Annotated in this window: 11 protein-coding genes, 1 pseudogene and 1 riboswitch; of the genes and pseudogenes, 5 read left to right on the top strand and 7 right to left on the bottom strand. The window is 69.1% G+C overall.

The annotated features are described in order from the left end of the window. Positions 1 to 42: 42 nt before the first annotated feature. Positions 43 to 121, bottom strand: a riboswitch (cobalamin riboswitch). Between the two features lie 77 nt (positions 122 to 198). Further along, positions 199 to 462 (bottom strand): annotated as a pseudogene (locus ACFYNL_RS14270) (GNAT family N-acetyltransferase); the annotation flags it as partial. A 93-nt stretch (positions 463 to 555) separates the two neighbouring features. Here ACFYNL_RS14270 and ACFYNL_RS14265 point away from each other — a divergent pair. Next, positions 556 to 4,173: an ATP-binding protein gene (locus ACFYNL_RS14265; protein ID WP_388801892.1), complete on the top strand. Its 3,618-nt coding sequence runs from the start codon at positions 556 to 558 to the stop codon at positions 4,171 to 4,173. A 9-nt stretch (positions 4,174 to 4,182) separates the two neighbouring features. On the opposite strand, the gene ACFYNL_RS14260 is transcribed toward ACFYNL_RS14265, so the two are convergent. Next, positions 4,183 to 4,632 (bottom strand): VOC family protein, encoded by a 450-nt coding sequence (locus ACFYNL_RS14260; RefSeq protein ID WP_388801889.1) that lies wholly within the window; start codon positions 4,630 to 4,632, stop codon positions 4,183 to 4,185. A gap of 100 nt (positions 4,633 to 4,732) precedes the next feature. Between ACFYNL_RS14260 and ACFYNL_RS14255 the strand changes: the two genes are divergently transcribed. After that, positions 4,733 to 5,323: a TetR/AcrR family transcriptional regulator gene (locus ACFYNL_RS14255; RefSeq protein WP_388801886.1), complete on the top strand. Its 591-nt coding sequence runs from the start codon at positions 4,733 to 4,735 to the stop codon at positions 5,321 to 5,323. Positions 5,324 to 5,704: 381 nt separating this feature from the next. Here the strand turns inward: ACFYNL_RS14255 and mctP are convergent, their stop codons facing one another. From mctP to ACFYNL_RS14230, 5 genes are all read right to left on the bottom strand, one after another. Further along, complete coding sequence (gene mctP / locus ACFYNL_RS14250; protein WP_388801883.1) at positions 5,705 to 7,315, bottom strand: monocarboxylate uptake permease MctP; 1,611 nt, start codon at positions 7,313 to 7,315, stop codon at positions 5,705 to 5,707. Further along, entirely contained in the window at positions 7,312 to 7,575 is a 264-nt protein-coding gene (locus tag ACFYNL_RS14245; protein ID WP_388801880.1) for a DUF3311 domain-containing protein, read from the bottom strand. Before ACFYNL_RS14245 ends, mctP begins: the two co-directional genes overlap by 4 nt. A gap of 128 nt (positions 7,576 to 7,703) precedes the next feature. Beyond that, positions 7,704 to 7,901 carry a YbdD/YjiX family protein gene (locus ACFYNL_RS14240; protein ID WP_388801877.1) on the bottom strand — a complete coding sequence of 66 codons (198 nt, stop codon included), beginning with the start codon at positions 7,899 to 7,901 and terminating at the stop codon, positions 7,704 to 7,706. Next, positions 7,873 to 10,011, bottom strand: coding sequence for a carbon starvation CstA family protein (locus ACFYNL_RS14235; protein WP_388801874.1), 2,139 nt, complete (start codon positions 10,009 to 10,011; stop codon positions 7,873 to 7,875). Before ACFYNL_RS14235 ends, ACFYNL_RS14240 begins: the two co-directional genes overlap by 29 nt. Before the next feature lie 87 nt (positions 10,012 to 10,098). Beyond that, positions 10,099 to 10,863 carry a GntR family transcriptional regulator gene (locus ACFYNL_RS14230; protein WP_388801871.1) on the bottom strand — a complete coding sequence of 255 codons (765 nt, stop codon included), beginning with the start codon at positions 10,861 to 10,863 and terminating at the stop codon, positions 10,099 to 10,101. A 322-nt stretch (positions 10,864 to 11,185) separates the two neighbouring features. On the opposite strand from ACFYNL_RS14230, the gene ACFYNL_RS14225 reads away from it, so the two are divergent. From ACFYNL_RS14225 to ACFYNL_RS14215, 3 genes are all read left to right on the top strand, one after another. Continuing rightward, entirely contained in the window at positions 11,186 to 12,463 is a 1,278-nt protein-coding gene (locus ACFYNL_RS14225) for an extracellular solute-binding protein (RefSeq protein ID WP_388801867.1), read from the top strand. Between the two features lie 100 nt (positions 12,464 to 12,563). Continuing rightward, positions 12,564 to 13,556 (top strand): carbohydrate ABC transporter permease, encoded by a 993-nt coding sequence (locus ACFYNL_RS14220; RefSeq protein ID WP_388801864.1) that lies wholly within the window; start codon positions 12,564 to 12,566, stop codon positions 13,554 to 13,556. Continuing rightward, positions 13,553 to 14,383, top strand: coding sequence for a carbohydrate ABC transporter permease (locus tag ACFYNL_RS14215; RefSeq protein ID WP_388801861.1), 831 nt, complete (start codon positions 13,553 to 13,555; stop codon positions 14,381 to 14,383). The genes ACFYNL_RS14220 and ACFYNL_RS14215 overlap by 4 nt, the downstream gene beginning before the upstream one ends.

Here is a 14,383-nt window from a genome sequence, read left to right as displayed (position 1 = left end):
GTCAGGGGCACACCGGCCGGACGGCCGGGTGCGCTGTCGGCAGGACCTCGGACTGACCATGTGCACGAAACATGCACAAGTACACCGTTGCGGGACAGTTCCGGATTCGCACCGGATTCCCCTGCGACGACAGCGAGCATGAGCATACATCTTGTGCCGGGCTGTCGTGTCACCCCCAGATGTAGTGTCTCGGTGGTTTCAGAGCGTCAACTCGTAGGTGAGAAGAGTGAGGTCGAGGAGCTGCGGGAGCGGGCTCCGGCCCCGCTCGCATGTGCGAACGAAGCCCGGGTGTTCGTGGAGGCGGTGGGCGCTGCGCAGGCAGTGCCGGGTCGACAGGACGATGCGTGCGCAGCCCGGTGGCCCTCGTGCGGTCGACGCAGGCCCGCACGAGCGCTTCCCGGTGCCCAGGCCGCGTGCCGCGCGGTCGACGGCGGGCATCCGGATCGTGTTCTCGCGCGGGCGGCCGGGTTGCGGGCCGTCCCGCGAGTGATTCCATGGAAGTAGGTGTCGGCGCCCGCGGTCCCTCCGTTCGAGAGCCCTCTCGTAAGGAGACGCATGATGACGAGGGTCGTCCGTCGCCCGCCCGGCAAGGAGCGACCGCGCAACGCGCCGATGGCGACGCTGGCCCCGAGACGTGCCGGCAGCTGGGTCTGGCGCGGATTCGTGGGCCACTGGCATGCGCTGACGATCCGTCTGGAGGCCCGTCGCGGCACCACCCGCCCCAAGAAGTGGCGCCGATCGGTGTCCTACACCAACGTCACCCGTGCCATCTGGCTGGTGGCCGTCCTCGCGCTGCTCGCCTGGTGCGTGGAGGGCATCTACATCCTGATCTCGCAGAACACGACCGGCTTCGAGCAGTGGCGGGAGGGCAACGACGGGTTCGACACCATCGTGCGCTTCGTCGGCCCGGTACTGACCGCGTCGGTCGCCGCGACACTTTTCCTGTTCTGGTGGTACCGGTGGACCAAGCGGCGCTACCTCGCGAAGGCGCGGGGCGATCCGCGCCGATTGGTGCCCACCGCCGGACCGGACACCGCCGACATCGTGGGCCGCGAGGAGGTCGCCCAGGTCATCGCCGAACGGCTGCGGGAGCGCGACACCCGCAGGCCCTATCTGCTGGTCGGCGGGGTCGGCGTGGGCAAGACCGCCGTCCTGGTCCGGCTCACCGAACTGCTGGCGCGGCAGAACGCCGTACCGGTGCCGATCCGGCTGCGGGACGCGACCGGCGGGACCGAACTCAACTTCGAACGCATGGCCAGGCAGCGCTTCGCCGACGAGGCGCCCCGGGGCATCCTCGCGCGCGGCAAGATCGACCGGGTCTGGCAGCAACTGCTCGCCGACGACAAGCCGGTCGTCATCGCCGACGGACTGGAGGAGGCCCTGCTCGGCGACGGCCACGAGCAGAACCGGGACAACATCATCCGACGGGCCATCGAGCGCGCCCGCGAGGAGAAGCTGCCCCTCGTGATCGCCTCACGGCCGCACAGCCCGCTGGAGAGCACCTCGGCGGCGATCGTGGAGCTGGAGCCGCTCAGCGAGGAGGAGGCGCTGCGCTTCGTCCAGGCGCACGTCCCGGAGACGGACGAGCGCCGCGTGGACTGGATCGTGGAGACGGCGGAGGTGACCGAATCCCCCGTCTACCTGCAGATCGCCCGGGAACTGCACCGACACGGAGCCCTGGAGCACGACCGGCCGGACACCGATCCGCAGCACATGAACACCCGCAGCCGGGACCGAGCCACGCTGCGGCTGTGGCTGCTGGAAACCTGGGACCAGGCGCTGTGCCGGGGCCGGCTGCGCGAGGACGTGGCACTCACGCCGCGGGAGCGCCGGGACACCCTTGAGGTGGTCTCCGCCCTGGCCTGCGTCGGTCTGCTCCAGGACAAACTGGAGGTCGGCTTCGAGGAACTGCTGGACACGGACGTCCACCCCGGCCCGGCCCGGCGCGCGCAGGCCAGGGCCGAGCATCTGTGGACCAGCCGGCGCGCCTTCGACCGGTACGGCAGACGCGGCAACGTCTTCTCCGAGTGGCACCGCCAGCAGATCTGGGACGCGCTGTGCCGGCGGCTCGGTGAGGAGGAGCGCAAGCGGCTGCGTGAAGGGAACATGGACCAGTGCCGGGCCGCGCTCGCCCGCTTCGCGAGCAACGCGGACAAGCTGGCCCTGGTGGAGGGCTTTGAACGCAGGGTCAGGTTCCCGCACAGCATCCTGCAGGCCTACTTCGGCTACCGCGTCCTGAACCACCTGGGTGAGCGGGGCGCCGGCGAACTCGTGGAGCACGCCCTGCAGCCGCCCGGCCCCAGCCGCGAACTGCTGATCGCCCTGGTGCTGCTGTCCCGTCGGCGCGCGGCGCGGCTCAGGGCCCGAGCGGGCGGTGTCCGCGCGGAGGTGAAGAAGGAGATCGGGGAACGGGTCCGCCAGTCGCCCGTGCGCGGGAACACCCTGGCCCACCGGCTCTGCCGGGCCGCCGACCGCCGCACGGACGACCCGAAGGCCCTGGACCTCTACGCGGCCGCCTTGGAGGTCGAGAGCGCCGAGGACGAGCCGCGACTGCTCGGCGACATCGTGGCACGGGTGCGCAGGAGCTGGGCCGGTTTCAAGGGCGACCGGCGCACCCTCGACGACGCGAAACTGAGGCTGCTCAAGCAGGTGGGGGCCGCACTGCGGAGCGTCTCCGACCGGATCGACACCACGCCGCTGTACGCACAGCTCTTCGAGATCGGCGTGCAGGAGCCCGACTACTCCATACGCCTGGCCGCGGCCCAGGAGTTCGGCACCGGCGGCAACGCGGCGTTCGCCGTGATCCGCGGCCGGGTCGGACTGAACACCGACCCCATCGCGGAGTACGACGACCGGCTCGGCGAGCTGAAGAACTGGAAGCGGCGGCAGTACGAGAAGTGGGCGGAGCGCATGGGAGCGGCCAGGGCCGCGCCCCCCTCACGCGCCCGGTCCGAGCGCATCGCCGGCCTCCAGCGGTACCGGCAGACCCTCAACCGGGACTACCGGCAAAAGCGCGTCGATCTGTTCCGGGAGTTCGTGATGCGGGCCTGGCTGATCCCCATGCTGCTGGGCTCGGTCGACGAGGCGCACCGTGACGAGGCCCAGGAACGTCTCACCAAGTGGCTGCGCCACCTCGACCCGAACGCCACCGGCGGCACCCCCGACCTGCCCCTCGCCCTCGAAGCGGCGCTGGCCCAGGGCTTCAAGTACGCGGCCAACCGGCGCATCCGGCACCCACAGGCGTTCCCGGGAGGTCGTGCCGACCTGATCCGGCAGGCGGAGACCGTGCTGCAGCAGTCCCGGTGCTGGTACGCGCAGCTCATCCTGCTCCAGGCGCTGTGTCTGTGGGAGCTCCCGGACAGCGCGAGCGTCCACGAGCACGACGAGGAGACGCGGGGGACCCGGGACCACCGCGCCGGGGCGCGCGAGCCGGCCCAGGCGATGGGCGGCGCGACCGCCGTGCAGACCGTGGAGCGCTGGCTGTCGATGGCCGGCACCGTGAACAGGCCACCCGGCCACCCCCACACGGACGCGGAGACGTCCCGACGGGCCCTGCACCCCTTCGTCGCCGAGGCCGGTGACCTGGTGGCGCTGGCGCTGGAGACCGGACAGCCCGAGCGCTTCCTCTGGATCGACGAGAAGGGGGTCGCCGACAACATCGGCGCGCGCACCGGCAACCCCGCGGGATACCGCAGGCACAGCCTGTGGATCCCGCCCTCGGTGGGGTGGAGCACCCTCGACGCACGCGCGCAGCGTCTGGTCGCCGACGTGCTGGTGATGCTGAACCTCATCGAACGGGACGGGTACCCGGACGAGGTCGAGGAGCGCATGGCCCGTGCGGAGCAGCCGGGTATGTCGCTGCCGCCGTGCATCCGCAGCGATCGGGGCCCGCTCCGGCCCGACCTGCGGGCCGGCATCTCGGACCCGCCCACGCCGGGCACCTTCTGCCTGCCCGACTGCAAGTTCCAGCTCTGCCCCTATCCGCCCCGCGGGTGTGTGCCGAGGGGGGAGATCCGGGAGCCGTTCTGCCGGCAGCAGCAGGCGCTGTTGCCGGGCCGGGTGCGGCGGTGGCTGCCCCGGGGGCTGCGCAGGAAGACTCCGCACTGGGTCAGCATGCGGGTGCGTGAACTGGACGATTTCTGGGGCGCGATGGCACGGCGTACGCGCGACTAGGCGTACCGATCACGAGTGTTGTCGAGGCTGGGTGGGCTCGGCGGCGTACTGCCCGGCGTACTCGTCGGTCGGGGGAACCACGGTGATGACGTCGATCATGACGTCGTCCGGCGCCGCGACGATGAAGTGGCGCTGCCCGAAGTCCTCCGTTCGCAGGGAGAGGAGTTCGGGCAGACCGGCTTGCCCGACCAGCCTGTGGTGTTCGGCATCGACGTCGTCGACCTCGAAGTTGAGCAGCAGACCGCCCTGGAGGGGGGCGCGGTGCCCCTCGGGGACCGTCGGATGGGAGTGGTCGAGCAGGGCGAGTTCGTACTGAGGGGCGTCGGGGCGGTGGAGGCTCACGTACCAGTCGGCCTCGAAGGTCACCTCGAACCCGAAGTGACGGGCGTAGAAGTGGCGTGATGCGGCGACGTCGCGGGTGGCGATCACCGGGTAGAAGCTGCCGAGCTTGACTGTCATGGCCTGTCTCCCTCTGCCTGTTCGTCGATTTCGCATACCCAGGGTATGTGAAATCGACGCTAGCATACCGGGGGTATGCGAAATGGGAGGGTGGCCGAGGATGGCTGTCACGAGGGCCGAGCAGCGGGCGGCGACACGACGGGCACTGCTGGCCGAGGGGCGACGGAGGTTCGCCGCCGACGGCTATCACGGCGTGGTGCTCGCCGAGGTGGCGCAGGCGGTGGGGGCCACCAAGGGCGCGGCCTATCACCATTTCGGGAGCAAGGCGGGCCTCTTTCGGGCCGTGGTGGCCGAGGTGCAGCGGGAGCTCGGTGAGCGGGTCGCTCAGGCCGCCGAACGGTACGACGACCCCTGGGAGCAACTGCGGGCCGGCTGCAGGGCCTTCCTCGCCGCCGGCCGCGATCCGACGGTGCGCCGCATCGTGCTGATGGACGCGCCGGCCGTACTCGGATGGGATGAATGGCGGGCCATGGACGAGGAGTCCTCCGCCCGGCACTTGACCGAGGCGCTGGAAGCCCTCGTGGCGGCCGGAACCATCGCCGACCAGCCGGTGGAGCCGCTGGCGCGACTGCTGTCAGGCGCGATGAACGAGGCCGCGTTGTGGCTGGCCCGGTCGGCGGGTCCGCAGGCGCTGGAGCAGACGGAGCGGGCTCTGGACCAATTGCTGAACGGGTTGCGGCTCGACCCTTGACCTGGGGGCCGGGACGGCGTCTCGTGCTTGATCGGCCGGGTGGGTGACCGCCGTACGTGCAGGCGGCCGTCGGTCGAACCGTGCCGGCCGACGGCCACCCCGTGGTCAGCGGCACCGGCTGCGGAGACCTGCCGCCCCGCCCGGGATCGGCACGGCCGCCGCCTCCGGGTGCATCGGGGCGCGGAAGGCCTGGGTGCGCCGTTCACGCCCTCGCCGACGAGCGGCAGGAAGGGCACGGCCAGGACGCGCCGGATGCGATCAGGCGCCGGTGGACCCGGCGGCGGGCACGCCGGCCCGGCTCCCAGGTCGAAGATCGAGCTGGTCGTCCGGGGACGACGACGGGCCGCCGGATCGATCCGGCGGCCCGTCGGCACGGAACACTCAGTGGGACGAGCCCACCGTCGCCGGGGGCAGTTCGACCTGCACGCCCGGGTCACCGGCGTCCGCCGTGTAGTCCTCGGGCTTCGTCTCGTCGATGCCCTCGGGGGCCTTCGCCGCCTTCAGGACGAAGGTCAGGACCACCGTGACGACGATGTTGATGACGAACGCCGTCAGGCCGATGTAGCCGATCTCCCCGATGCCGGGGATCTCCTTCGCCGAGCCGCCGAAGTGCTTCTGGGTCGGCGAGGCGACACCGTACGCGGCGATCGTGCCGTAGAGCATGCCGACCGCCCAGCCCGCGAGCAGCGCCCAGCGGTGGAACCAGCGGGTGAACAGACCGCCGACCAGGGCCGGGAAGGTCTGCAGGATCCAGATGCCGCCCAGCAGCTGGAAGTTGATCGCGACCGTCTTGTCCATGGTGAGGACGAAGACCAGGGCGCCCACCTTCACCAGCAGGGAGACCAGCTTGGAGACCTTGGTCTCCTGGGCGGGCGTGGCGTCCGGCTTGATGAAGTCCTTGTAGATGTTGCGGGTGAACAGGTTCGCGGCCGCGATGGACATGATGGCGGCCGGCACCAGCGCGCCGATGCCGATCGCGGCGAAGGCCACGCCGGCGAACCAGGAGGGGAACATGTCCTCGAAGAGCTGCGGGATCGCCAACTGCGGGTTGGTGACCGTGACTCCGGCCGCGATCGCCATGAAGCCCAGCAGGGCCAGCAGGCCCAGCATCAGGGAGTACAGCGGCAGGATCGTGGTGTTGCGCCGGATCACCTCACGGCTGCGGGAGGACAGCGTCGCGGTGATCGAGTGCGGGTACATGAACAGCGCGAGCGCGGAGCCCAACGCCAGGGTGGCGTACGTCCACTGGCCCGCCTCCGGCGGTACCAGGCCGCCGGCCCCCGCCTTCGTGTACTTCTCGCCCGCCGCGGCGAAGATCTCGTCGAACCCGCCCAGCTTGATCGGGATGTAGATGATCGCCACCGCGATGACGATGTAGATCAGCGTGTCCTTGACGAACGCGATCAGGGCGGGGGCGCGCAGGCCCGACGAGTAGGTGTACGCCGCCAGCACGCCGAAGGCGATGAGCAGCGGCAGGTCCTTCACGAACCAGTTGGTGTTCTCACCGCCGCCCACGCCCATCACGTCGAGCACCGCCTGGATGCCGACCAACTGCAGCGCGATGTACGGCATGGTCGCCAGGAGGCCGGTGACGGCCACGGCCAGCGACAGGCCCTTCGAGCCGAAGCGGCCGCGCACGAAATCGGAGGTCGTCACATAGCCGTGCTTGTGGGACACCGACCACAGGCGGGGCAGGAACGTGAAGATCAGGGGGTAGACGAGGATCGTGTACGGCACCGCGAAGAAGCCGGCCGCGCCGGCGGCGTAGATCGCCGCCGGGACCGCGACGAAGGTGTACGCCGTGTACAGGTCGCCGCCGAGCAGGAACCAGGTGACCCAGGTGCCGAACGACCGTCCGCCCAGGCCCCATTCGTCGAGGCTGTGCTCGTTCTCGGCCTTGCGCCAGCGCGCGGCCAGGAAGCCCATGACCGTGACGAGCAGGAAGAAGAAGATGAAGACGGCGAGTGCGACGCCGTTCACGCCGTCCTTCACTGCGACGCACCACCCTTCTGGGACGTGCGGGAGCGCTGGTCACGCTGCCACAGCTTGTACGCGACCATGGTCAGCAGCGTGGAGAGAACGACCCACAGCATCTGGTACCAGTAGAAGAACGGGATGCCGGCGACCACCGGATCGGTCTTGGCGTACGAACCGACCCACAGCATGGCCACGAAGGGCGCCGCGAGGCAGAGCGCGATGACCACCCGCACGGGGGTCACCACCCCCCTGTTCACTTCTGGGGCATCTGACATCTGACGGCTCCGTCCCCTCATTGATCACCTGAGAAACGCGCAGGCAATGTAGGTGACGGTGCGACGGCAGCGGAAGACCCCGTCCGCATATCGGATGTGGAGGATTGGTGTGCGCGACAGTGGGGCCCTCAGCAGCAACGGAATCCCTGGCGCGGGTCCGCCTCCTGACGGTCGGTCCGCATGCGCTCGAACTCGCGCCGCGAGGGCACCCGTGCGTCCGGGTGCTGACGGCGCAGGTGCGCGACATAGCGGTCGTACGCCGACTCGTCGGTCAGCTCACGCACGTACCAGCGGACGCTACCGAGGACCTGACGAAGCGACCGCACGGCGTTCCTCCTCCTTCTCCTCCCTGGTCGGGAACAGCCCGGCCGGGGCGGTGATCTTCGACTCGACGTACGGTGCCTCGCTGAGCGTGGACAGGGCGGGCCGGCGCACATGCCGGACGCAGACACGCACCGCGTCGGCGATCACCACGACGACCAGGAGCGCGAGGACCGCAGAAAGGACGCCGTCCACCGTGGAGTTGGTGACCACGGTGTGCATGTCGTCCATGCTCTTGGCGGGCGGCAGGACCTCGCCGCGGTCGATGGCGTCCTGGAAGACCTGTCGCTGCTTGAAGAAGCCGACCTTCGGATCGTCGGAGAACACCTTCTGCCAGCTCGCGGTGAGCGTCACCGTGGCGTCCCAGGCGAGCGGGATCCCGGTGATCCAGGCCCACTTCAGGCGCCCGGACTTCACCAGCAGCGTCGTGCAGACGGCGAGGGCGACGGCCGCGAGCAGCTGGTTGGAGATACCGAAGATCGGGAAGAGCTGGTTGATGCCGCCGAGCGGCTCGTGGACGCCCACCCACAGGAAGTACCCCCACAGGCCGCACACGAGCGCGCTGGTGAGGACCAGGCCGGGCTTCCAACTGACGTTCTTGAACGGCCGGTAGACGTTGCCCAGCATGTCCTGGAGCATGAACCGGCCCACGCGGGTGCCGGCGTCCAGCGCCGTCAGGATGAACAGCGCCTCGAACATGATCGCGAAGTGGTACCAGAAGGCCCGTAGGCCGTCGCCGGTGACCTGGGAGAAGATCTCGGAGACACCGATCGCGAGGGTGGGCGCGCCGCCGGTGCGCGAGAGCAGGGACGCCTCCTCGACGTTCTCCGCCGCCCGTGCGAGCGCCTCGGGGGAGATCTGGTAGCCCCAACCGCCCACCACCTGCGAGGCGTTCTGCACGGTGTCGCCGATGACCCCGGCGGGCGCGTTCATCGCGAAGTACAGACCGGGGTCGATGATGCTCGCCGCGACCAGCGCCATCACCGCGACCGACGACTCCATCAGCATGGAGCCGTAGCCGATCATCCGGACCTGCGTCTCCTTCTGGATCATCTTCGGCGTCGTACCCGAGGAGATCAGCGAGTGGAAGCCGGACAGGGCGCCGCAGGCGATGGTGATGAAGACGAAGGGGAACAGGGAGCCCGCGAAGACCGGGCCGTCGCCGCGCGAGGCGAAGTCCGTGACCGCGTCCATCCTCAGCGTCGGCAGCGCGACGACCACGCCCAGCGCGAGCAGGACGATCGTGCCGATCTTCATGAAGGTGGACAGGTAGTCGCGCGGCGCCAGCAGCATCCACACCGGCAGGATCGAGGCGATGAAGCCGTACGCCACCATCCAGACGACCAGCGTCGAGGGTGCGAGGGTGAAGGTGTCGGCCCATGAGGACTCGGCGACCCAGCGGCCCGCGACCAGGGCGAACAGCAGCAGCGTCACACCGATGAGGGAGACCTCGGTGACCCGGCCGGGGCGCAGGACGCGCAGGTAGAAGCCCATCAGCAGGGCGATCGGGATCGTCATCGCGATGGAGAAGGTGCCCCAGGGGGACTGCGCGAGGGCGTTGACGATCACCAGCGCCAGCACACCGAGCAGGATGATCATGATGGCGAAGGTGGCGAGCAGCGCGGCCACGCCGCCGAACGGGCCGATCTCCTCGCGGGCCATCTGACCCAGCGACCTGCCGTCGCGCCGGGTCGAGAAGAACAGCACCACCATGTCCTGGACGGCTCCCGCGAAGATCACGCCCGCGATGATCCAGATGGTCCCCGGGAGGTAGCCCATCTGCGCGGCCAGGACCGGGCCGACGAGCGGTCCGGCCCCGGCGATGGCGGCGAAGTGGTGACCGAGCAGGACGCGGCGGTCGGTGGGGTGGAAGTCGATGCCGTTGTCGAGGCGTTCGGCGGGGGTGGCCCGGGTCCTGTCGACCTTCAGGACCTTGTGGGCGATGAACTTGGCGTAGAAGCGGTAGGCGATCGCGTACGAGCCGAGGGCGGCCGCGACCATCCAGGCCGCGGAGACCTCCTCGCCGCGGGAAAGCGCGAGCACGGTCCAGCCGGTGGCACCGACGAGCGCGACCAGGGTCCAGACGGCGATGGTGCGGACGTTCGCGGTACGCATCGGGGAGCCTCCCGTCCATGCGGCGACGGGAGGAACCTAGAACAGGAAGAGGTGATGCGCCACACCGCGTGCACCACCTCAAGTGGCTTATTCGCGCGGCCGCTTCAGCCTCGCCACGAACTTGTACCGGTCGCCCCGGTACACCGAGCGCACCCACTCCACCGGCTGTCCCTCCCGGTCCAGCGAGTGCCGGGACAGCATCAGCATCGGCAGGCCCACGTCGGTGCCGAGCAGGCCGGCCTCGCGCGGGGTCGCCAGGGAGGTCTCGATGGTCTCCTCGGCCTCGGCGAGATGGACGTCGTAGACCTCGGCGAGCGCCGTGTAGAGGGAGGTGTACTTCACCAGGGAGCGGCGCAGGGCGGGGAAGCGCTTGGCCGACAGGTGCGTGGTCTCGATGGCCATCGGCTCGCCGTTCGCCATGCGCAGCCGCTCGATACGCAGCACCCGGCCGCCCGCCGTGATGTCGAGCAGCTCGGCGAGGCGGTCGTCGGCGGTGATGTAGCCGATGTCCAGCAGCTGCGAGGTCGGCTCCAGGCCCTGGGCGCGCATGTCCTCGGTGTACGAGGTCAGTTGCAGCGCCTGGGAGACCTTCGGTTTGGCGACGAACGTGCCCTTGCCCTGGATGCGCTCCAGACGCCCCTCGACGACCAGTTCCTGGAGGGCCTGGCGCACGGTGGTACGGGAGGTGTCGAACTCGGCGGCCAGGGTGCGCTCGGGCGGGACGGGAGTGCCGGGGGCCTGGGTCTCCGTCATGTCGAGGAGGTGTTTCTTCAGGCGGTAGTACTTGGGCACGCGGGCGGTACGGACGGCGGCGCCGTTCTCGTTCTCCGCACTGCTGACGTCGGTGCTCATGGCCTGCCTTCCCGGCTCCGGATGCGGATCACATCGGTGATCCCCTCTGTATACCGTCGCCACCTCTTTTGGTCTAGTCCACAGTCCCCAGTGGTCTAGCGGACGAGAGTACCCCGGCGCCGGTGTTTTCGCTGCCTTCTTACTTAAAGGTTCCTGCATATGTAGGTCGCATAACGGCTGGTCGGAGCCTATTCGAGCACCCTTGACACCCTTTCTGGTCTGGTCCAAGCTCCCGGTACTGGTCTACACCATTGGTCCAGGTCCCGGCCCAACGCTCGTGCGGGGAGGCAGGGGGGTTTGTGGCATCCCTGAGGAGGGTGGCGTGAAGCGCAAGCTGATATCCGCGATCGGTGTCGCGGGCATGATGATCTCCCTGGCGGCGTGCGGGGGAGACAACGGCGACGGCGGGGACAAGACGGGAGCGGACGGCTACGCGGGCCAGACGCTCACGGTGTGGGTGATGGACGGCTCCTCGCCCGACCAGTGGCAGAAGGACGTCGCCGCGGCCTTCGAGAAGAAGACCAAGGCGAAGGTCAAGTTCGAGATCCAGCAGTGGAACGGCATCCAGCAGAAGCTGACCACCGCCCTGTCCGAGGAGAACCCGCCGGACGTCTTCGAGATCGGCAACACCCAGACCCCGGCCTACGCCAAGACCGGCGGCCTCGCCGACCTGGGCGAGCTCAAGAACGAGATCGGCGGCGAGTGGACCGCGTCCCTCAACGAGTCCTCGATCTTCGAGGGCAAGCAGTACGCGGCGCCGTGGTACTTCGCCAACCGCGTGGTCCTCTACAACAAGAAGGTCTGGGCCGAGGCGGGCATCAAGGACACCCCCAAGACGCGCGACGAGTTCTACGCCGACCTCAAGCGGATCGGTGAGAAGACCGACGCCGAGCCCATCTACCTGCCGGGTCAGAACTGGTACCACTTCGTGGGCCTGACCATCGGTGAGGGCGTCCAGCTGGTGAAGCAGCAGAACGGCAAGTACGTCTCCAACCTCGCCCACCCGAAGGTGGCCGCCGCCATGGAGACGTACAAGAAGTTCCAGTCGCTGTCCAAGGCGCCCAAGGACAAGGACGAGGCCACCCCGCAGCAGGGCGAGGTCTTCGGCAAGGGCAACGTCGGCGCCTTCATCGGCATGGGTTGGGAGGCCGGCATCGCCATCAAGGCCAACCCGAAGATCGAGAAGGAGATCGGCTACTTCACCATCCCGGGCGCCACGGCCGACAAGCCCGAGGGCGTCTTCCTCGGCGGCTCCAACCTCGCCGTCGCCGCGGGCAGCAAGAAGCAGGAGCTGGCCGAGGAGTTCCTGCGGATCGCCCTGTCCGACAAGTACGAGGGACAGCTGGCCAAGCTCAACGGCGTCATCCCGAACAAGGAGTCGCTGCAGAGCAACCTCAAGGGCAACGTCGTCGCCGAGGCCGCCGCGCCGGCCGCCGCGGGCGGTGGCACCACGCCGCTGATCCCGGAGTGGGCCGCCGTGGAGAACGCGCCCAACCCGGTCAAGACGTACATGACCGCCGTTCTGAACGGCAAGTCGCCGGCCGAGGCCGCCAAGCAGGTCGAGGACGAGTTCAACAAGCGTCTGGCGCAGCAGCAGTAACGGCACCGGTGTGCGCGCCGGGGCGGGGACGCGCGTGACGCCCCCGCCCCGGCGACCGTACGCGGTCCACGTACGCAGGTCGAGAAGAGAGAGCGCGAGCATGACCGTGCAGACCGAACGGCCGCCCTCCGGTCCGGTGGACGTAGTCAAAAGGGACGAGAGCGGGCCCGCCGGGCCGGGGCGCCGAGCCGCGTGGCGGGTCGGCGCGCTCGCCCCGTACCTCCTGCTGCTGCCGGCCTGCGCGGCCACCGTGCTGCTGCTCGGCTGGCCGCTGGTGAAGGACGTGCTGCTGTCGTTCCAGAACCTCAACATGGCGCAGCTGATCCAGCACGTCACCGAGTGGAACGGCATCGACAACTACAAGGAGGTCCTCACCGGCGAGGACTTCTGGCGTGTCACCCTGCGCTCGATCCTGTTCACGGCGGTCAACGTCGTCCTGATCATGATCCTGGGCGCCCTGGTCGGCCTGCTGCTCGCCCGCCTCGGGCAGCGGATGCGGGTCACCCTGATGGTCGGGCTCGTGCTGGCCTGGGCGATGCCCGTGGTCGCCGCGACCACCGTCTACCAGTGGCTGTTCGCGCAGCGCTTCGGTGTCGTCAACTGGGTCCTGGACAAGCTCGGTTGGCACTCCATGGCCGACTACAGCTGGACCAGCAGCCAGCTGTCGACGTTCTTCGTGGTCACGGTGCTGATCGTCTGGCAGTCGATCCCGTTCGTCGCGATCAACCTGTACGCGGCCACCACCACCATCCCCGACGAGCTGTACGAGGCGGCGGCGCTGGACGGGGCGGGGGTGTGGAAGAGCTTCACGACGGTGACGCTTCCCTTCCTGCGTCCGTTCCTCTACGCCACGACCTTCCTGGAGATCATCTGGGTCTTCAAGGCGTTCGTGCAGGTCTTCACCATCAACGGCGGCGGCCCCGACCGGCTCACCGAGATCCTGCCCGTCTACGCCTACATCGAGGGCGTGGGCAACCAGCACTACGGCATGGGCGCGGCGATCGCCGTCCTGACCATCCTGATCCTGCTCGGCCTGACGGCCTACTACCTCAGGATCGTGCTCAAGCGAGAGGAAGAGGAGGCCGGGCTGTGAAGCGCTCGCTCTTCGGCCGCCTGTGGCCAGGCGTCACGGCCGTCGTCCTGTTCACCGTGTTCGTCTTCCCCGTGTACTGGATGTTCGCCACGGCCCTCAAACCGACCGGCGACATCATCTCGGAGAACCCGGTCTGGTTCCCCACCGACGTCACCTTCGAGCACTTCGAGCGCGCGACCGGCGTCGACCACTTCTGGACGTACGTCACCAACTCGCTGATCGTCACGTTGTGCGCGGTCGTCCTCGCCCTGGTCATCGCGCTCGCCGGCTCCTTCGCCCTCGCCCGGATGCGGTTCAGGGGGCGGCGCGGGTTCGTCATCGGCTTCATGCTGGCCCAGATGGCACCGTGGGAGGTGATGATCATCGCGATGTACATGATCGTGCGGGACGCGTCGATGCTGAACAGTCTGCTGCCGCTGACGGTCTTCTACATGATGATGATCCTGCCCTTCACCATCCTGACGCTGCGCGGCTTCGTCGCCGCGGTGCCCCGGGAGCTGGAGGAGGCCGCGATGGTCGACGGCTGCACCCGCGCCCAGGCCTTCCGCAAGGTCATCCTGCCGCTGCTGGCGCCCGGTCTGATGTCCACGTCCCTGTTCGGCTTCATCACCGCATGGAATGAATTCCCGCTGGTCCTGGTGCTGAACAAGGAGGCGGAGGCGCAGACCCTGCCCCTGTGGCTGTCCAGCTTCCAGACCGCCTTCGGCAACGACTGGGGCGCCACGATGGCGGCGTCCTCGCTCTTCGCCGTCCCGATCCTGATCCTCTTCGTCTTCCTGCAGCGCAGGGCTGTCAGCGGCCTGACGGCCGGCGCGGTGAAGGGATAA

Source organism: Streptomyces sp. NPDC007808, from assembly GCF_042868655.1.
In the GTDB taxonomy this organism is placed as follows: domain Bacteria; phylum Actinomycetota; class Actinomycetes; order Streptomycetales; family Streptomycetaceae; genus Streptomyces.
Note: the sequence above shows the minus strand (reverse complement) of the source record. Positions and strands in the feature narration are given on the sequence as shown.

Excerpts from the sequence above, each read along its gene's own strand:
- ACFYNL_RS14265 (WP_388801892.1), top strand. The coding sequence starts at position 556 with ATGATGACGAGGGTCGTCCGTCGCCCGCCCGGCAAGGAGCGACCGCGC.
- ACFYNL_RS14260 (WP_388801889.1), bottom strand. The coding sequence starts at position 4,632 with ATGACAGTCAAGCTCGGCAGCTTCTACCCGGTGATCGCCACCCGCGAC.
- ACFYNL_RS14255 (WP_388801886.1), top strand. The coding sequence starts at position 4,733 with ATGGCTGTCACGAGGGCCGAGCAGCGGGCGGCGACACGACGGGCACTG.
- ACFYNL_RS14245 (WP_388801880.1), bottom strand. The coding sequence starts at position 7,575 with ATGTCAGATGCCCCAGAAGTGAACAGGGGGGTGGTGACCCCCGTGCGG.
- ACFYNL_RS14235 (WP_388801874.1), bottom strand. The coding sequence starts at position 10,011 with ATGCGTACCGCGAACGTCCGCACCATCGCCGTCTGGACCCTGGTCGCG.
- ACFYNL_RS14230 (WP_388801871.1), bottom strand. The coding sequence starts at position 10,863 with ATGAGCACCGACGTCAGCAGTGCGGAGAACGAGAACGGCGCCGCCGTC.
- ACFYNL_RS14220 (WP_388801864.1), top strand. The coding sequence starts at position 12,564 with ATGACCGTGCAGACCGAACGGCCGCCCTCCGGTCCGGTGGACGTAGTC.